The 18835-nt window shown below is 65.2% G+C and carries 15 protein-coding genes; 5 read left to right on the forward strand and 10 right to left on the reverse strand.

Annotation, left to right across the window (positions count from 1 at the left end; genetic code table 11):
- Positions 1 to 158: 158 nt before the first annotated feature.
- From ACZXDY_RS23475 to ubiE, 7 genes are all read right to left on the reverse strand, one after another.
- Complete coding sequence (locus tag ACZXDY_RS23475) at positions 159 to 479, reverse strand: PilZ domain-containing protein (protein WP_028167294.1); 321 nt, start codon at positions 477 to 479, stop codon at positions 159 to 161.
- Positions 480 to 584: 105 nt separating this feature from the next.
- Positions 585 to 2108, reverse strand: coding sequence for a tRNA (adenosine(37)-N6)-threonylcarbamoyltransferase complex ATPase subunit type 1 TsaE (tsaE, locus tag ACZXDY_RS23480; RefSeq protein ID WP_028167293.1), 1524 nt, complete (start codon positions 2106 to 2108; stop codon positions 585 to 587).
- Positions 2105 to 4624, reverse strand: a complete 2520-nt coding sequence (locus tag ACZXDY_RS23485; protein WP_464347117.1) for a PAS domain-containing sensor histidine kinase — start codon at positions 4622 to 4624, stop codon at positions 2105 to 2107. Before ACZXDY_RS23485 ends, tsaE begins: the two co-directional genes overlap by 4 nt.
- 183 nt (positions 4625 to 4807) lie before the next feature.
- On the reverse strand, positions 4808 to 5266 hold the full coding sequence (gene dut, locus ACZXDY_RS23490) for a dUTP diphosphatase (RefSeq protein WP_464347118.1): 459 nt from the start codon (positions 5264 to 5266) through the stop codon (positions 4808 to 4810).
- Positions 5263 to 6675 (reverse strand): bifunctional phosphopantothenoylcysteine decarboxylase/phosphopantothenate--cysteine ligase CoaBC, encoded by a 1413-nt coding sequence (gene coaBC / locus ACZXDY_RS23495; protein ID WP_464347119.1) that lies wholly within the window; start codon positions 6673 to 6675, stop codon positions 5263 to 5265. The genes dut and coaBC overlap by 4 nt, the downstream gene beginning before the upstream one ends.
- A 52-nt stretch (positions 6676 to 6727) precedes the next feature.
- The gene (gene ubiB / locus ACZXDY_RS23500) at positions 6728 to 8302 is read right to left on the reverse strand and encodes a 2-polyprenylphenol 6-hydroxylase (RefSeq protein ID WP_464347129.1); all 1575 of its coding nucleotides are present in this window, start codon (positions 8300 to 8302) and stop codon (positions 6728 to 6730) included.
- Positions 8299 to 9060 (reverse strand): bifunctional demethylmenaquinone methyltransferase/2-methoxy-6-polyprenyl-1,4-benzoquinol methylase UbiE, encoded by a 762-nt coding sequence (gene ubiE / locus ACZXDY_RS23505; RefSeq protein WP_208823402.1) that lies wholly within the window; start codon positions 9058 to 9060, stop codon positions 8299 to 8301. The genes ubiB and ubiE overlap by 4 nt, the downstream gene beginning before the upstream one ends.
- Positions 9061 to 9252: 192 nt before the next feature.
- Here ubiE and mutM point away from each other — a divergent pair, with 192 nt between their 5' ends.
- Positions 9253 to 10137: a bifunctional DNA-formamidopyrimidine glycosylase/DNA-(apurinic or apyrimidinic site) lyase gene (gene mutM, locus ACZXDY_RS23510; RefSeq protein WP_464347120.1), complete on the forward strand. Its 885-nt coding sequence runs from the start codon at positions 9253 to 9255 to the stop codon at positions 10135 to 10137.
- A gap of 23 nt (positions 10138 to 10160) precedes the next feature.
- Complete coding sequence (gene ggt / locus ACZXDY_RS23515; RefSeq protein WP_464347121.1) at positions 10161 to 11840, forward strand: gamma-glutamyltransferase; 1680 nt, start codon at positions 10161 to 10163, stop codon at positions 11838 to 11840.
- A 187-nt stretch (positions 11841 to 12027) separates the two neighbouring features.
- Here ggt and ACZXDY_RS23520 read toward each other — a convergent pair whose 3' ends face one another.
- On the reverse strand, positions 12028 to 13383 hold the full coding sequence (locus tag ACZXDY_RS23520) for a serine protease (protein ID WP_464347122.1): 1356 nt from the start codon (positions 13381 to 13383) through the stop codon (positions 12028 to 12030).
- A gap of 249 nt (positions 13384 to 13632) precedes the next feature.
- Between ACZXDY_RS23520 and ACZXDY_RS23525 the strand changes: the two genes are divergently transcribed.
- On the forward strand, positions 13633 to 14433 hold the full coding sequence (locus ACZXDY_RS23525; RefSeq protein WP_464347123.1) for a HesA/MoeB/ThiF family protein: 801 nt from the start codon (positions 13633 to 13635) through the stop codon (positions 14431 to 14433).
- Between the two features lie 203 nt (positions 14434 to 14636).
- On the opposite strand, the gene ACZXDY_RS23530 is transcribed toward ACZXDY_RS23525, so the two are convergent.
- Entirely contained in the window at positions 14637 to 15638 is a 1002-nt protein-coding gene (locus ACZXDY_RS23530) for an aldo/keto reductase (protein ID WP_464347124.1), read from the reverse strand.
- Positions 15639 to 15758: 120 nt separating this feature from the next.
- On the opposite strand from ACZXDY_RS23530, the gene ACZXDY_RS23535 reads away from it, so the two are divergent.
- The gene (locus ACZXDY_RS23535) at positions 15759 to 16676 is read left to right on the forward strand and encodes a LysR family transcriptional regulator (protein ID WP_464347125.1); all 918 of its coding nucleotides are present in this window, start codon (positions 15759 to 15761) and stop codon (positions 16674 to 16676) included.
- A gap of 92 nt (positions 16677 to 16768) precedes the next feature.
- Here the strand turns inward: ACZXDY_RS23535 and ACZXDY_RS23540 are convergent, their stop codons facing one another.
- Positions 16769 to 17770 carry a 2-hydroxyacid dehydrogenase gene (locus tag ACZXDY_RS23540; RefSeq protein ID WP_028167280.1) on the reverse strand — a complete coding sequence of 334 codons (1002 nt, stop codon included), beginning with the start codon at positions 17768 to 17770 and terminating at the stop codon, positions 16769 to 16771.
- 329 nt (positions 17771 to 18099) lie between these two features.
- Between ACZXDY_RS23540 and ACZXDY_RS23545 the strand changes: the two genes are divergently transcribed.
- Complete coding sequence (locus ACZXDY_RS23545; RefSeq protein WP_028167279.1) at positions 18100 to 18627, forward strand: SH3 domain-containing protein; 528 nt, start codon at positions 18100 to 18102, stop codon at positions 18625 to 18627.
- Positions 18628 to 18835: the final 208 nt, after the last annotated feature.

The raw sequence follows: 18835 nt of genomic DNA on the forward strand, positions 1-18835 counted from the left end.
AAGGTCGACGCGATAGTCGCCGGACATGACGCCCGTGCGACGGGAAAGAAAACGTCCTGAATCATGATCCGATTCGACAAAATCGGGATCATGATCTCATCTCTTTGTTTGAGCATGATCTCTCCACTTTTCCGGATCATGCTCTAAAACAGCAGTGTTCAGACCTCGGCGGGTTGCGAGCCGCGCTTGCCCGCCTTCTTCTTCTTGTCACCTTGCTTGAGGAAATTGACCCCGATCTGATCGCCGTTGACCCAGGACAATTCGCAGCGGCGATAGGCAAGCCCGGTCGATGACAGCAGCAGGAAGAACTCCTTCAGGTGCAGGCCCTCCACCGAGCCCTCGACCGTCAGTTTAGCGCCCGTCTCGGAAACGTCTTCCATGGTGCAGTCGCGCCGCCACGTGCCATCGATCCCCATCATGTGCGCGGGAATGCCGCGTTCGAAGGTGACACGCTCGCCGCGGCGCCGTTCTGCTTTCATGGCCGACTCAATCCTTAACCTCGATCATGATCCTGAACATGATCCAGCCGCTCTGCATCCCGAGCGTGTGTCACACTAGGGCGGCTCGGGCTAACAGGGGGTAAATCAGGAAACCGGCGGCGGAACGTGGGCCGCGTACCATTCGCGGAGGCCGGCCAGTGCCGGGTGAGCCAGTGAACGAGTGAGGTAAGTCCAGATCCGCGGCTGGTGCTTGAGATAATGCGGCTTGCCGTCCCGCCCGTTGAGCCGCGCAAACGTGCCCAGCAGACGCGTGTTACGCTGGGCCGACATGATCGCGTAGAGCTCGGCGAAGCTGGCCGCGTCGAAATGCTCCTCGGTGGCCCGCCGCGCCTTGATGTAACGGGAGAGCAGTGTGAGCTCGAGCTGCTCGGGCACGTCGATCCGCGCGTCCTGGAGCAGCGACACCAGGTCGTAAGTGGCAGGTCCCAGCACCGCGTCCTGGAAGTCGATCAGGCCGACCCGCAGGATGCCGGTGCGCTCGCCGAGCCAGATCAGGTTGGGCGAGTGGAAGTCGCGGAGCACCCAGGTCCGCGGCGCCGCGGCCGGCTTTTCCAGGAGCGTTCGCCACATCGCAAGAAATTCATTGCGTAAATCCGATGCGAGGGTGACGCCGCGCTGCGGCAAGTACCACTCGATCATCAAGCCCAGCTCGATCAGCCATGCATCGATGTCGAAGACGGGGATGTCGTAGGTGAGCTGCGGCGACAGTGGCAGCTCTTCTGGCAGCTTCTCGCGATGCAGGGCTGCCAGCATGTCGGTCGCGGCTTCATAGCGCTCGGTGATCGGCGCCGGCGGGTTGCCTTCGACGACGCCGTCCTTGCCGAAATCCTCGGTGATCAGGAATCCCAGATCGATGTCGGAGTGGCGGATCGCGGGTGCGGAGAAGCCGCGCTCGCGCAGTCCGTTGTCGATGGCGACGAACGGCTTGACGTCCTCGGCGAGATGGACGGCAGCGCTGTAGGGCTTGCCGTCATAGATCGGCGGCCCGTCGGGGCGGCGCGGCGAGTTCATCAGGATGACGCTGCCATTGTCGTCGAACAGCCGGGCGTAGGAGCGGGTCGAGGCATCGCCCGGCATGCGCTCGCGCCGCGCGTCGATGTAGCCGGCATTGTCGAGGAATTGGCGCAGCGCCTTCAGCCGCGTGACGACGGCGGCGGCCTTGCCGTGGCCGGTGATCTCGGCCGCCCGCGCGTTCGATCCCAGCGCCGGCCGGTGGCTCAGCGCGATGTCGATACGATCCGGCGGCAAGGCATCCGGTGCGCGCTCCGGCCATTCGATCAGCGCTACCGCGCCGTCAGGCAAGGGCGACAGCCCGATCTCCTCGAGTTCGCTCGCGTCATTGATGCGGTAGAGATCGGCATGAACAAGCGGGAACGCCGGCAACTCGTAGGTTTGCGCCAGCGTGAAGGTCGGGCTCGGCACTTCCAGCGTATCATCGGTGGCGAGATAGCGGATCAGCGCGCGGGCCGCCGCGGTCTTGCCGGCGCCGAGATCGCCGGAGAGCGCGATGACTTCGCCGGGGCCGATCAAGAGCGCGAGATCCGCCATCAGATGCGCGGTCGCCGCCTCATTGGCGAGTGCGACCGAGAATGTGCTGGTGACAATCATTCGGCGGCGTTGCGATGCGCGTTCTGGTCGACCGGGAAGATGCAGGTCACGGTCGTGCCGTTGCCGACAGTCGAATCGACGCGGACCTTGCCGCCATGCAACTCGACGAAGGAGCGCACCAGCGACAGGCCGAGGCCGGCGCCACGGTGCCGCGAGCCATGGGAATGGCTCTCGAACCAGTTGAATACCTTGTCCTTGACCTCAGGCGCGATGCCCGGGCCGGTGTCGGTCACCGCGAATACGACGCTGTGGTCGGCACGTCGCGCAGAGATCGTGACCGTCCCGTCATGCGGGGAGAAGCCGACGGCGTTGGCGAGCAGGTTATAGAGCACCTGCACCACGCGCCGTTCGTCGCCGATGAATTCGCCGATATTGGGCTCGATGTCGACCTTGAGCGTGATGCGGTCGGTCGCGAGCCGGTCCTGGATGCCTTCGGCGGCGGCCTCGATCGTCTTGCCGATATCGACGGAGCCGAGCTCGAGCGTCATCGCGCCGGCATCGATGGTGGCGAGATCGAGGATGTTGTTGGTGAGCGCGAGCAACGCGTTGGTCGATTTGGTGACGTAGTCGAGATATTCGGCCTGCTTCGCGTTGAGCGGTCCGGTCGAGGGATCAGACAGGAAATGCGCAAAGCCGATGATGGTGGTGAGCGGCGCGCGCAATTCGTAGGACACGTGGTGGACGAAATCGACCTTCATCTGGTCGGCCGCTTCCAGCGCCTCGTTGCGCTCGCGCAGCGCGCGTTCGACATTCTCGGTGTCGGTGATGTCCTGGAACGTCAGCATGGTCGCGCCGTCGGGCAGCGGCATGGTCATGCAATGCAGCACGCTGCCGTCCTTGCGCTCGAGCTTCAGCGCAACCTGGGCCCGGTTCTCGATCGCAGTGATCGCCTCGCGCAGCGCGCGCCAGACGATCGGATCGTCGAACAGCGGCCTGCACAGCGCTTCCACGGTCTCGATATGCGGCTGCTCGCGCAGCGCATCCGCCGGCAGCCGCCACATCTTCTCAAATGCCGGGTTGAACAACTGCACCCGGCCATTGCTGCCGAACACCGCGACTGCTTCGTTGAGGTTGTCGAGGGTCTCGTGCTGGACCCGGATCAGGCCGTCGAAGCGACGCGCCAGGTCGAGGCTTTCGGTGACGTTGTCGAAGAGATAGGTGACGCCGCCTTCGAGGTTCGGCGTGGTGACGACACTGACCGCGCGGCCGTCCGGCAGGAACCAGGTGTAGCTCTCCGATTCGACCGCGCGATAGGCTTCGTGCAGCTTGGCCTTCCAGGCGCGGAAGTCCGGCTGCTCCGGCAGCTTGCGCGCGGCGCGCAGCCGATCGAGGACGCTGGAATCGTCCGGGTTGCTGTCGAGGAATGCCTGATCGAGATCCCAGAGGCGGCGATAGGATTCGTTGTAGAAGGCGAGCCGCCGGTCGGCGTCGAACACGGCGACGCCGGAAGAGAGCTGGTCGAGGGTGCGGCGATGCGCTTCCGCCATCCGGGTGAGCGCGGCGCGAAGGGCGGCAACCTCGCTGGCGTCGATGGCGATGCCGGCGCTGCCGCCGGCAAGCTTCATCGCCTGCACGTCGTAGATCCGCCGCTCGCCGCCGACCACGATCGGCAGTCGCGCGGCATAGGTTGCATATTCGTGCAGCGCCTTGGCCATCTCGACCCGCTGATCGTTCTCCAGGAGCTCGAGATTGCGGGTGATTGCATCCGCGATGCTCGCGCCCTCGGTCGCCCGCAGATAGGCCGTATTGGCATAGCGCAGATCGTCCTGCGCATTCTTGGCCCAGATCGGCCAGGGTGCGGCGGCGGCGAAATCGCGCAGCAGTTCGGTTTCCTCCTGCAGCATCTTGTAGCGCAGATTGGCCTCGGCCAATTCGCGGCGCAAGCCGCCGAGCTCGCGCATCCGCACGATCGCCTGGCCGCCGATGGCGCGACCCATGGCCTCGATCGCGCGGCCGTTCGCGGTCGTGAGGTTGAGCAGAAAGCCCTGGCCGGCCTCCCGCAGCGCGTCGACCGCGTGGTCCATCTGCAGCGCCGGTTCCGGCGGCAGCCAGGTTCCGAATGCCAGCACGCGCTGGGGCGAGTTCTGGGTCGCCTCCTGCGAGGTCAGCAAGGCGATGTCGCCGCTGATCTCGGGGCGATTGTTGCCGGCCGCCCAGGAAATCAGGACCTGCGGTTCGGCAAACAGCAGCGCGCGCAGACGATCGGATTGGGCCTGCAGATCGGCGATCTCGGCGCGCAGGCGCCCCTCGCTCCGGCTGGCGCGAGCGCGCGTGCGCATCAAGAGGATCGCGGCGACCACGGAAAAGCCGAGCAACGCAACCGCGGCGGTGAAAAGAACGAATTCCTGGTGATCGAGGTCGAACCACGCCGAGATCGCCGGCTCGAACAGCCAGTCACCGGCGCGCGCCGATCCCGTGGGCAGCGCCAATGTAGCGGCGAGCCCCATCAGGCCGTCGCGCGCCAGTGAGGTGCACGACAGCAGGCTTCGACGCATTGCGGCGACCACGCCTGACATAATTTGCCCCAGAACGCACGACTTCAGCCCGGCGTTAGACCCCCGCCGTGCTCACGAATCGAGGAAGCATATCCTCAAGCTGACTCAGCGAGTAAGAGTCCAGATCGTGAACGCAAGACACGCTGTGAAAAATGCGGGGCTCAATTCATGCGCCAGCGCAAATTTTATCCGCATTCGAATGGCTTATCGCCCGGTCGAGCCGAAGCCGCCGCTGCCTCGGTCGGTACTGGACAGCACGGTCACGGGAACCAGTTCCGCCTGCACGACCGGTGCGATCACCATCTGCGCGATGCGCTCGCCGCGTCGGATCGAAAATGGCGCCTCGCCGTGATTGATCAGGAGCACGTTGATCTCGCCGCGATAGTCGGCGTCGATGGTACCAGGCGAATTCAACACGGTCACGCCGTGCTTGGCGGCAAGTCCCGAGCGTGGCCGCACCTGCGCCTCATAGCCCGGCGGCAGCGCGATCGTCAGCCCGGTCGGAACCATCGCATATTTGCCTGATGCGAGCACCAGCGGCGTTTCTTCGGGCACTGCGGCGAGCAGATCGAGCCCGGCGGCATCGGCGGTCTGGTAGGTCGGCAGCGGAAGGCCTTCGCCATGCGGCAATTGCCTGACATCGACCTTGATTGTCGCACTCACGATTTCGCCTCCACAGCCTTCGCGATCCGCGCCACCAGTTCGGTGGCGACCTGTTCCTTGGTCATGACCGGCCAGGAATCGACGCTGATATCATCGCCCTCGCGCGTCAGCAGATGGACGGTGTTGCGGTCCCCGCCCATCACGCCGGTGGCCGGCGAAACATCATTGGCCACGATCCAGTCGCAGCCCTTGCGGGCGATCTTTGCCTTTGCATTGTCGATCAGATGCTCGGTCTCGGCCGCGAAACCGATCACCAGCGGCGGGCGCTTGTCCTGCAGCTTGGCGATGGTGGCGAGGATGTCGGGATTCTCGATCAGTTGCAGCGACGGCACGCCGGCTGTGGTCTTCTTCAATTTCTGCTCGCCTTCATTGGCGACCCGCCAGTCGGCGACCGCGGCCGCGAAGATCGCGACATCCACCGGCAGCGCCGCTTCCACCCGGTGCAGCATGTCGCGCGCGGATTCCACAGAGATTACCGACACGCCGGGGGGATCGGCGAGATCGACCGGCCCCGAGACCAGGACGACCTCGGCGCCGGCATCTCGCGCGGCGGCGGCGATGGCAAAGCCCTGCTTGCCAGAGGAGCGGTTGGCGATATAGCGCACCGGATCGATCGCCTCATGCGTTGGCCCTGCGGTGATCAGCACGCGCTTGCCCTGAAGCGGGCGCCGATGCGGCGGGCGCAGGATATGTTCGGCAGCGGCGGCGATTTCCGTCGGCTCGGCCATCCGCCCGACGCCGGCTTCGCCCGCCTCCGCCATCTCGCCGGCGTTGGGGCCGACGGTCAGGATGCCGTCGCGGCGGAGCTGCAGCACGTTGCGGCGGGTGGCGGCGTTGTTCCACATCAGCGGATTCATTGCCGGCGCCAGCAGGATCGGGCGGTTGGCGGCGAGCAGGATCGCGGAGGCGAGATCGTCGGCATGGCCATGCGCCATTTTGGCGATCAGGTCCGCGGTCGCCGGCGCCACCACGATCAGGTCGCACTCGCGCGCCAGGCGGATGTGGCCGGCATCGAATTCGCTCTCGGGATCGAACAGGTCGGTATAGACGCGCTCATGCGACAGGGCGCTGGCCGCAAGCGGCGAGACGAACTGCTGCGCCGCCTTGGTCAGCACGCAGCGGACGTGAATCTGGCGCTCCTTGAGCCGCCGAATCAGGTCCAGCGCCTTGTAGGCGGCGATGCCGCCGCCGATGATCAGGGTGACGCGGGCCAGGCCGTTGGCCGATGCTACAGCGGCCTGCGGGCGCGACGCGGGAGCTGCCGGCGGGACCTCGGAGGGCTGCCCCGCAACCACCTCGCCCAGGATGACCCGGACCTCGTCCTCGACCGAGCGCCCGTTACGGGCTGCGCGTAGGCGCAATTCATCTCGGACGGCGTCATCGAGCTTGCGAATAGTCAGATTGGCCATGGCCGCACCGTCGATTTGACAGCAATGCTAGCGTCATACGCTATCATTGCAATCAAAGATTCCGAACTGCAATCAGGATTCCGATGAAAGTGGCCGCGATGATCCAGAGCGCGATCGTCCGCCAGCGGTTCTTGCGGCCCTCGGTCTGTCCCATCGCCGCGATCGTTTCCGGCGACAGCGTGACGCCCTCGCGCGTCATCCTCTCCAGATTGCCCAACACCGCGACCGCGCGCGAGGCGATATCGGGCAGATGCGCCAGCACGCGGGCGAGCTCGCCGGCCCCCGACATCGCGCCCTGGATGCGCCCCACGGGGCCGAGATTGCGCTCGATCCATTCGCGCACCACGGGGTCAGCAATTTTCCAGATGTCGAGCTTGGGGTCAAAGCCGCGCGCCACGCCTTCGACCACCACCATGGTCTTCTGCAGCAGGATCAATTCGGGACGCGTCTGCATGTCGAACAGGCCGGTGACCTCGAGCAGCAGCGTGAGCAGCCGCGCCATCGAGATTTCCTCGGCGGTGCGATTGTGGATCGGCTCGCCGATGGCGCGGATCGCCTGCGCGAAATTCTCCACGGAGTGATGCCCCGGCACATAGCCGGCCTCGAAATGCACTTCAGCGACGCGGCGATAGTCGCGGGTGATGAAGCCGAGCAGGATCTCGGCGAGGAAGCGCCGCTCCTTCTGTCCGAGCCGGCCCATGATGCCGAAATCGACCGCCACCAGGCGGCCGTTATCGTCGAGGAACAGATTGCCGGGATGCATGTCGGCATGGAAGAAGCCGTCGCGCAGCGCGTGACGCAGGAAGCTCTGGATCACCTTGCGGCCGAGATCGGGCAGATCGACCTCGGCTTGCTCCAGCCTGGTACGGTCGTTCAGCGGGATGCCGTCGACCCATTCCATCGTCAGCACGTTGTGGGTGGTGCGGTCCCAGTCCACCGCCGGCACGCGGAAATCCGGATCGTCCTTGATGTTTTCCGCCATCTCGGAGAGGGCGGCAGCCTCCAGGCGGAGGTCCATCTCCATCGCGACCGAGCGCGACATCGTGTTGATGACCTCGACCAGCCGCAAGCGCCGCGCTTCGGCCGAATGGGCTTCCGCCTTGTGCGCGACAAAGAAGAAATCGGAGAGATCGCGGCGGAAGCGGGAGGCGACGTTCGGCCGCAGCACCTTCACGGCCACCTGCTGGCGCACGCCGTTGCGCTCGATCTCGCCGCGATGCACCTGCGCGATCGAGGCGGCGGCGACTGCGGGGCCGAGCCGTACGAAACTCTGCGCCAGCGGGCGTTCCAGCGACTGCACGATCACAGCTTCGGCTTCGGCCTGCGGGAACGGCGGCAGCCGGTCCTGCAGGCTCTCCAGATCCTTGGCCAGCACCACGCCGACCACGTCGGGCCGTGTGGCCAGGAACTGGCCGAGCTTGAGATAGGCCGGCCCGAGCCGCGTCAGCGCCCGCGACAATCGCGGGCCGGACTTGGCGCCGCGCCGTTCGACCAGGCGGGCGAGCTTCACCAGAAGTTGCGCCGGCGGCGGCACCAGGGCCGGATCGACGACGCCGAACACGCCCTCGCGCGCGAAGACGTAGGCGGCGCGGGCGAGGCGCGCGATGTGTGTTGTTGCGGAGATCACAAACGCCAGCCCGAATGCAGCGCCACGATGCCGCCCGAGAGGATTTCCCATTTCACCCGCGCAAAGCCGGCGGCAGTGATCATCTCGGCAAAGGCGCTGGGCCGTGGAAACTTGCGGATCGATTCGACGAGATACTGATAGGACTCGGCGTCGCCGGTCACGGCGCGGCCGAGCGGCGGGATCACCCTGAACGAGAACATGTCGTAGAGCCGGTCGAGGCCGGGCACGTCGACAGTGGAAAATTCAAGACAGAGGAAGCGGCTGCCGGGTCGCAGCACGCGATAGGCCTCGCGCAGCGCGACATCGATCCGCGGCACGTTGCGGATGCCGAACGCGATCGTGTAGGCGTCGAACGAACGGTCCGGAAAGCTGAGCGCCTCGGCATTGCCGGCGACGAACGAGACCCGGTCATCGAGATGCTGGGCGCGAGCACGGTTGCGGCCGACCTCGAGCATGTCGGCATTGATGTCGCAGACAGTGGCGCGGAAACCGGGACCGCCCGCCTTCGCCGCCCGGAAAGAGATATCGCCGGTGCCGCCCGCGACGTCGAGCAGCGCGAACGGCGCTTCGCTCTTCGGCGGATTGAGCTGGGTGATCATGATGTCCTTCCAGACCCGGTGCAGGCCGATCGACATCAGATCGTTCATCAAGTCATAACGCGACGCCACGCTGTGGAACACCTCGTTCACCAGCGTCTGTTTCTCGCCCAGGGGAACGTCCCTGTAGCCGAAATGGGTGGTTTGGTCCCGCCGATCCATCAACGCATTACCTTAAGGAGCGCGACCATAGCGCGCCCGCCGCAATGGCGCTATCACGTCAGCACCTCCGCGCACAATCCGCCAAACCGGCTGTGATCTGGCGGATTGTTGGCAAATTGTTAATTTGGCGGGCGAAGGGGCGCAAAACCGCTTACACTTTTGCCGATCCCGCCCCGTGTGAATGACATTTCCATGCCCGAGCTCCCCGAAGTCGAGACCGTCCGCCGCGGCCTGCAGCCGTCCATGGAGGGTGCGAAAATCCTGAAAGCGGAAGCCCGCCGCAAGGACCTGCGGTTTCCCTTTCAAAAAGACTTTGTCGCGCGGCTGGAAGGGCAAACTGTCGCGGGTCTCGGCCGTCGCGCGAAATATCTGATGGCGGACCTGACCTCGGGCGACGTGCTCTTGATGCATCTGGGCATGTCCGGCTCGTTCCGCGTGCTCAAGGACGATGACAAGGCCGCGCCGGGACATTTCCATTACGAGCGCAATCAGGACCGCGCGCACGATCATGTGATCTTCCACATGTCGTCGGGGGCTGCGATCATCTTCAACGACCCCCGCCGCTTCGGCTACATGAAAGTGATCGCGCGCAACGCGATCGAGGACGAGCCGCTGTTGAAGGGCCTCGGCCCCGAGCCGCTCGGCAACGAATTCGATGCCGCGATGCTGGCGCACTCCTGCGCCAACAAGAAAACCAGCCTGAAGGCAGCATTGCTCGACCAGCGCGTGGTCGCAGGACTCGGCAATATCTACGTCTGCGAAGCGCTGTTTCGCGCGCGGCTGTCGCCGCGGCGGCTGGCGGCAACGCTTGCCAGGAAGAAGACGGAGGAGCCGACGGAGCACGCAGAACGACTGGTCACTGCGATCCACGATGTGTTGAACCAGGCGATCAAGGCCGGCGGCTCATCGTTGCGCGACCATCGCCAGACCAATGGCGAACTCGGCTATTTCCAGCATTCGTTCCAGGTCTACGACCGCGAAGGCGAGAAGTGCCCGACTCCGGGCTGCGACGGCACCGTGAAACGCTTCACCCAGAATGGTCGTTCGACGTTCTGGTGCCCGAAATGCCAAAAATAACCGACAATAATGGGAGCGACGTCATGAGCGAGAATTGGCGAGATCGCGCGGCGACACATTTCGAATGCGAGAAGCAACCAGCCATCTCCAGCCGCGGCATGGTGGTCAGCAATCATCCGCTGGCCTCAAGCGCGGGCGCCGAGATGCTGGCCGCCGGCGGCAACGCGATCGATGCGGCGATCGCGACATTGTTCACGCTGACCGTCGTCGAGCCGATGATGGTCGGCATCATCGGCGGCGGCATGGCGCATATCCGTCTCGCCGACGGCACGCATCGCTTCATCGACGGCCAGAGCACCGTGCCGCTCGCGGTCCGTCCCGACACCTACAGTTCGAAGCCGGGTTCGGCGCGCGACGTGTTCGACACCGTCGGCGATGAGAATTGCGTGGGTGCGAAGGCGGTGGCGGTGCCGGGTTCGCTAATGGCCTGGTGCGAGACGCTGCGGCGATTCGGGACCATGAGCCTTGCCGACGTCATGCAGCCCGCGATCAAGCATGCCGCCCGCGGCTATGCGGTGACGCCTTACTTGCACGAATGCATCCGCGAGAGCGCGGCCGACATGTTGAAGGACAAGCCGATTTCGGCGATCTATCTTCCGAACGGCGAACCGCTGAAGATCGGCGAACGCGTGGTGCAGGCCGAATATGCGGAGACGTTGCGGTATATCGCCGAGCATGGCGAGGCCGCGCTGTATCAGGGATCGCTCGGCGATATCCTCGTCCGCTACATGGAGCAGAACGGCGGATATATTCGCCGCGCCGATCTCGGAGCCTACAAGACCGTCGAGCGCCAGCCGATCCGCGCCGATTATCGCGGCTGGGTTATCCTGGGACCACCGCCGCCGGCGGCATCCGGCGTGCATATCGCGGAGATGTTGAACATCCTCGAAGGCTACGCCATCGCGGGCCTCGGTTTCGGCAGCGCCGAGACGATTCATTATCTCGCCGAAGTGCTGAAGATCGCCTTTGCCGACCGTGCAGCGGCGAGTGGCGATCCCGCCTATGTCAACGTACCCGTCGAGCGGCTGACGTCGAAAGCCTATGCCGAAGAGCGCCGCCGTGCGATCGATCCTGATCGGGCGCAGGCCTGGGGCGCGGGCGTTGCGCAGCTCGAAGGCGCGCATACCACGCATCTGACGGCGGCGGATGCGTTCGGCAATGTGGTTGCGACCACGCAAACCATCAACAATCTGTTCGGCGCCAAGATCCTGATCCCCGGCCTTGGTGCCATCGCGAACAATTACATGCATCTGTTCGATCCGCGTCCCGGCCACGCGCTGTCGCTGGCGGCCGGCAAGCGCGTCACCACCTCGATGTCGCCGATGATGGCGCTGCGCGATGGCAAACTGAGATATGCGCTCGGCCTGCCCGGAGGAAAACGCATCTTCCCCAGCGCAATGCAGGCGCTGATCAACCTGATCGATCACGGCATGAGCCTGCAGGAAGCGGTCGAGGCGCCGCGGGTATGGACCGAGGGCAATGCGCTCGAAGTCGAACTCGCCGTTCCCGAGAGGGTGCGCGAGAAACTTGCCGTGATGGGTCATACCGTCGCGCCGGTATCCTCCGTCGCCGGCGGCATGAACGCGATCGAGTTTGATGAGGATGGCCGCATGCTGGGCGCCGCCTGCTGGCGCGCCGACGGCACGCCGATCGGGATCGCCGGTGGGCTGGCGCGTGCGGGGGTAAGGTTCAGATTGGCGTGACGTCGGCTCCCTCTCCCCGCTCTTGCGGAGGCGGGACGAGCAGAACTCGCCCTGAGAGGGTTGGGGTGAGGGGCTGTCTCCGCAAATTCGGTAAGAGATGAGTTCGCGGAGGCAGCCCCTCACCCGGATTGCATCTGCCGATGCATCCGGCCTCTCCCCGCAAGCGGGGCGAGGCGAGGAGCGAGCGCTATTTCCGCACGCAGATCACGCGCACCACGGCGGCCTTTGCGTCGGTCGATGTGCCATTCGCGGTCACACCATGGGCTTTCAGGAAGCCGCGCACCGTCTCGGCCGGCGCCAGCATCGCCTGCGACGCGGGCGCCGCATTCGGCGGACCGGCGACGACCACCGGCTTCAGCAAAGCGAGACCGGCGAACTTGCCGTCGGTATCGAGCGCCGCCGCGCCGGAGAAGCCGATCGCAGGTGCCGGCGTCAGCGTGACATCGTTGCCGACAGCCATCGCTGTCGCCTTGGCACTGCTCACGGCGTTGCCGCCGCCCTGATTCTGCGGATCGGCGATCCCGGTAAGGTCGAGCGCCGGCTTTGCGCCAGTGGCGCCGATATTCAGCGGCTTCAATCCGCGCGCGCCATAGATGTGCAGCAGCGCGAGATCGTGTTCCTTGTCTTCGGCGATCCGGTCGGCATTGCCGTGACCGGCAATCGTAATCGCGATGCATTCGTCGGTGGCCAAGCGGTCGGTCACGATCGCGCCGTCGTCGCTGACGACAACGCCAGTGCCATATTCCACCGTCTTGCGCGGCGGGGGGCCTGCAACCTGGGGACCTGATGGGAACGGGTTGAACGCGCTCGACATCGCGATCACCACCGGCTCGACGGTATTTTCAGTCGCCTGGTCGTAGAGGATGGCGAGGATGCGAACTTCATCGCCCTTGAACGTGCCGCGGATGTAGAATTTCTTCAGCCCCTGCAGGCCCGACAGCACGAAGAAATCCGGCTTGACGACGGTATAGTCGACGGTCCGCCCCGGCTCCTTCTTCTCGCGCTCGGCAAGTTTTGCGGTGGTCGGGCTCGCTTCCTTGCGGCGCGCCAGCACGACCTGGATCGTCCCCGTCGGTGACGTCCATTTGGCGCCGTCGACACCGCTTGCGAGTTGCGGAACCAGTTTTGAGGGAATGCCGAGCCGCGCTCCGGTGCCGGGCTCGGTGACAATCCGCCAGCCGACGCTCTCCTGTTTGCGCCGCGCGGTCTCGGCCAGCACGCCACGCTCCTGCGGGTTGAGCACGCCGGTCGGTTTGCCGCCGCGCGATTTCTGGAATTCCTTGATCGCGTTGACCATGCGCTCGCTGACATCGCCCGTGATCGCGCCATTATACTGGCCGACCCAGGCGAGATCGGATTGCAGCGCGAGCCGCTCGGCCTGCGCCATCCCGTTGGCCGTCTCCTCGGGCTTCTGCAGCGCGGGGCGGACCGGCACGGTCGCGACTGTCTTCGGTTTGGCGCCGGCGGTGGACGGCGGGGTCACCTGCGCCTGTGCGCTCCCCATTGTCACGACCATCAATGTTGCCGAAAGCACTGATCTCATGACAAATCCGGGAGGTTATTGCGCGGTGGGTCGATTATGCACATCTGCTTGGTCGGCAACAACCACACCTGGGTTCACGACTCCGACCTCATCCTGAGGAGGACGCGAAGCGGCCGTCTCGAAGGATGGGCCACCGGCGAGGTCCGGGCTTCATGGTTCGCCCGGCGATGCGATAGCATCGTCAGGAGACGCCGCTTCGCGGCTCCTCACCATGAGGGTTTGGCGGTGGCGATAAGGATGTAAGCGACAATGCTGACTGCTGACGAACTCGAACGCTACGCCCGCCACATCGTGCTGCGCGAAGTCGGCGGCCCCGGGCAGGCGGCGCTGAAGGAGGCTTCGGTGCTGGTGATCGGCGCCGGCGGCCTTGGTGCGCCGGCGCTGATGTATCTGGCGGCGGCCGGCGTCGGCACGCTCGGGGTCGTCGATGACGATATCGTGTCGCTCTCCAATCTGCAGCGCCAGATCATCCATGCGACGCCGGACATCGGCAAGCGCAAGGTCGACAGCGCCGCCGAGCAGATCCATGCGCTCAACCCGCATGTCAATTTCGAGGCGCATGCGGTGCGGCTCGACGCTGATAACGTGATGTCGCTGATCGGCGGCTATGACCTCGTGCTCGACGGCTCCGACAATTTCGAGACGCGCTATCTCGTCTCCGATGCCTGCTTCCTCGCCGGCAAGCCGCTGATCACGGCCGCGCTCGGCGTATTCGACGGCTCGCTGACCACGATCCGCGCGCATGAGAAGAATGCCGCCGGCGATTTCAATCCGACCTATCGCTGCCTGTTTCCGGAACCTCCGCCGCCCGGCACGGTGCCGGCCTGCGCGGAAGCCGGCGTGATGGGCGCGCTCGCCGGCATGCTGGGCTCTATGATGGCGCTGGAGGCGATCCGCGAGATCGTCGGCTTCGGCGAGGGCCTGGTCGGGCGCCTGTTGATGGTGGATGCGCGCGCGATGCGCTTCGAGACCCTGCGTTACACGCGCGATCCGGCCAATCCGCTCAACGGTGACAACCCCGTCATCACCGATCTGAGCGGGCATCTTTAGGGCATGATGCGATTAGGTTGATACGCACCCGCGATGAAGCTGTGCTCCCTCTCCCGCTTGCGGGGGAGGGCTGGGGTGGGGGTGTCTCCGCGAGTCATTGAGTGGAGAGAGCCCCCACCCGGCGCGGAGCCCGTACTCGGACGGCGCGAAGCGCCGATCCGGGTGCGCCGACCTCCCCCCAAGCGGGAGAGGTGAAAGCGCAGTCACGAAGCGCGCTTCTCGCTGTCCATGTGCTTCAAGTGCTCCTCCGGATAGCGGCCGCCGGCGGCGACGCCGGGCGGAAAGGCGTTTGCCAGCGCGGCGAGATGCGCATCCGTCAGTTTCACCTCGAGCGCGCCGAGCGCCTCGGTGAGACGGTCGCGGCGGCGGGCGCCGACCAGCGGCACGATATCCTTGCCCTGCGCAGCGACCCAGGCAATCGCGACCTGCGCCGGAGATGCGCCGACGTCCTTGGCGATGGCGCGAAGTGAACCCACCAACGCCAGGTTGGTGTCGATATTGCCGGCCTGGAAACGCGGGCTCAGCAGGCGGAAATCCTGCGGGCCGGAATGCTCTTTCGACCAGTGGCCGCTGATCAAGCCGCGCGCCAGGACGCCGTAAGCCGTGATGCTGATGCCAAGCTCGCGGCAGGTCTTCAGGATGTCGTCCTCGATGCCGCGCGCTACAAGCGAATATTCGATCTGCAGATCGGCGATCGGATGCACGGCGTGCGCGCGGCGGATGGTCTCCGAGCCGACTTCCGAAAGGCCGATATGCCTGACGTGCCCGGCCTTGATCAGGTCAGCGATCGCGCCGACGGTCTCTTCGATCGGCACGCTGGGATCGAGCCGCGCCGGCCGATAGATGTCGATATGGTCGGTGCGGAGCCGCTGCAGCGAATAGGCGGCAAAGTTCTTCACCGCGACTGGCCGGCTATCGTAGCCGAGAAAACCCCGGTTGGGATCGCGCAGCGCGCCGAACTTGACCGAGATCTGCAGATTGTCGCGGCTGCGGCCGGCAAGCGCTTCGGCGATCAGCATCTCATTGTGGCCTATGCCATAGAAGTCGCCGGTGTCGAGCAGCGTGATTCCGGCATCGAGCGCCGCATGGATCGTGGCGATGCTCTCGTTGCGGTCGGCGGGGCCGTAGAAATCCGACATGCCCATGCAGCCGAGGCCGATGGCCGAGACCTCCGGGCCAGTTGAGCCGAGTTTGCGTTTTTCCATGGCAGCTTCTCCTCGAAATGGGCGGCGGATGGATGCCGCGCGTGACGAGGCGGATATGCGCCGCGTTGATTATTTCGATAAGCTGGACAATTGAGAATAGCTTGTTCACTATAACGAACAATGCAGGATTTCGACCTTCGCGACCTCAAAGCCTTCCTCGCTGTGGCCCGCACGCGGAATTTTCGGCGCGCGGCGCTGGAGCAGCGCGTCTCGGTCTCCAGCCTCAGCCAGCGGCTGCGCGACATGGAGGAGCGGCTCGGCGTGCGCCTGATGAACCGCACCACGCGCAGCGTGGCGCTGACCGAGGCCGGCGAATTGTTGCTTGCGCGCGTGGGCCCTGCGATGCGCGACGTCGGCGCGGCGCTCGATCAGGTGCGCGGCTTACGCGGTGTGCCGTCAGGTCGCCTGCGCATCAATGCGCCGCCGCCGGCCATCGACCTGGTGCTGGCGCCGATGGTGGCGCCGTTCCTGGCAAAACATCCGCAAGTCGATCTGGAGATCATCGCCGAGAGCGCGTTCGTCGACATCGTCGCGGAAGGGTTCGATGCCGGCGTGCGCTATGGCGAGCATCTCGCGCAGGACATGATCGCGGTATCGCTTGGGCCGCCGCAACGCTACGCAGTCGTGGCCTCGCGCGACTATGTCGCGCAGCATGGCCGGCCGACGCAGCCAAAGGATCTGCTCGACCATCCCTGTATCCGCACCCGCTTCGGCAGCGGCGCGATGTACGATTGGGAGTTCGAAAAAGCAGGACGCGTCGTCAAGGTGTCGCCGCCGGCCAAGCTGATCGCAACCTATCTCGGGCTTGCGCTGCGCGCCGTCCATGACGGCGTCGGATATTGGGCCACGTTCGAGGGATATGTGCGCTACGGCGTCAAATCCGGCGCGCTGGTCAGCGTGCTCGACGATTGGTGCGCGCCGTTCCCGGGCCCGTTTCTCTATTATCCGAGCCGCCGCCAAACGCCGCCCGCGCTCGCCGCCTTCGTGGCGTTCGTTGCGGAGTGGCGCAAGCGGGAACGGCGGAGGAAGGTCCCGTAGCCCGGATGGAGCCAGCGGGTCGCGCGAAGGCGCGCCCGATGGCTCCATCCGGGCTACAGGTCCGCTTCGCGGGTACGACACCGAGGTGGTGGCTACAACATGCTCGGCAGCACGCGATCCGGCGGCTTGTGGTTGTCGAGGAAGGTGCGGATGTTGATGATCACCTTCTCGCCCATCTCGACGCGGCCCTCGATGGTGGCCGAGCCCATATGCGGCAGCAGCGTCACCTTGCCCGCCTTGGCGAGCCGCACCAGCTTCGGATTGACCGCAGGCTCGTGCTCATAGACGTCGAGGCCGGCGCCGCCGATCTCTCCGGCTTCGATCAGCTTGACCAGCGTGTCCTCGTCGATCACCTCGCCGCGCGCGGTGTTGACGATATAGGCCTCCTTGCGGATCAGCTTCAGCCGCCGCGCGGAAAGCAGGTGGAAGGTCGCAGGCGTATGCGGACAGTTCACCGAGAGGATGTCCATCCGCGCCAGCATCTGGTCGAGGCTTTCCCAATAGGTGGCGCCAAGCTCGTCGGCGATGCGCGGCGCCACCGGACGACGGTTGTGATAATGGATCTGCAGGCCAAAGGCGCGGGCGCGGCGCGCGACCGCCTGGCCGATGCGGCCCATGCCGATGATGCCGAGCCGTTTTCCGCCGATGCGATGGCCGAGCATCCAGGTCGGCGACCAGCCCGGCCAGTGCTTGCCTTCGGTCAGGATCGAGGCGCCTTCGATCATCCGTCGCGGCACCGCGAGGATCAGCGCCATGGTCATGTCGGCGGTATCTTCGGTCAGCACCTTCGGCGTGTTGGTCACGGTGATGCCGCGCGCGTGCGCCGCCGTGACGTCGATATTGTCGACGCCATTGCCGAAATTGGCGATCAGCCGCAGCTTGGTTTCGTTCTGGTTGAGAACGTCCTCGCGGATCAGGTCGGTGACGGTCGGCACCAGCACGTCAGCGGTGCGCACGGCCTCCGCGAGCTGCTCCGACGTCATCGGCGTGTCGTCGAGATTGAGCCTGGCGTCGAACAATTCGCGCATCCGGGTCTCGATCGAATCCGGCAGCTTGCGGGTGACGACGACGAGAGGCTTCTTCTTAACCGACATGTCCTGCTCTCATGAGGCTTCAGCCCGTCAAAGGCTTCGCCGTTCAGGCCTCATTAACCCGGTTGTTCGAAACTGCGGTTGCTGCGCGGTCCCGGCGTTTCCTTCACGTTTCCCTGGGTTCCCCGATGATTGCCTCGGGTTTCCAAGGAAAAGTCGGGCGTTCTGGTTCTCAACGTTCCGTCCTCTCTAGCAGAAGACCGGGCCAACACAAGAACCCCTCGGCAAGACGGGCTGGGGCATCGACGCGCGGCGCAAGGGTCTGGGGTTCTGGGCGTTCACCGGTTCAACTCGCAGAACTTGAGTTGGCGTTCTCAGTAGGAGACGAGTTGATGGCGTTGGGGCGGTTGAGTTGGTTGGCGATGCTGGTTGGGTGCATGCTCGGCACCTCGGTATCTCCAGGACATTCGGCCAAGGATGCAAGTCCGACCACCAGCGGCCTGCCGATACCCCGTTACGTCAGCCTCAAGTCCGATCATGTGAACGTCCGCGCCGGCCCGACCAAGGACAATGACGTCGCCTGGGTCTATACCCGCTCCGGCCTGCCGGTCGAAATCACCGCCGAGTTCGAGAACTGGCGCCGGGTGCGCGATTCCGAAGGCGCCGAAGGCTGGGTCTATCATTCGCTGCTGTCGGGCCGCCGCACTGCGGTCGTCACGATGAAGCACAAGGACGACCTGGCGTCGCTCTACGATCGTCCGGATGCGACGAGCGCGGTCGCTGCGCGGCTGCAGGCCGGCGTCATCGCGCAGGTGAGGAAATGCGCCAATAGCTGGTGCCGCGTCACCGGCAACGGCTTCGACGGCTGGATCGAGCAGCAGCGCCTGTGGGGCGTCTACGCCGACGAGAAGGTGGATTAGCCGAGACAGGGTAGCGGTGTCGTCCCGGCCTTGAGCCGGGACCCATATCGCGTGATCTCGCGATAGGGCGCTGCGGGAAGACGCCCAACTCAAACAACGAAGATTTGTGGTTATGAGCCCCTGCTTTCGCACTAGGGTACGTACAAAACGCGGTTTGGCGTGAGTGCGGCAAATCGACTCGCTGACGTCGTGAGGGATTCCCAAAGGG

The sequence above is a fragment of the Bradyrhizobium sp. LeoB3 genome (assembly GCF_055456055.1).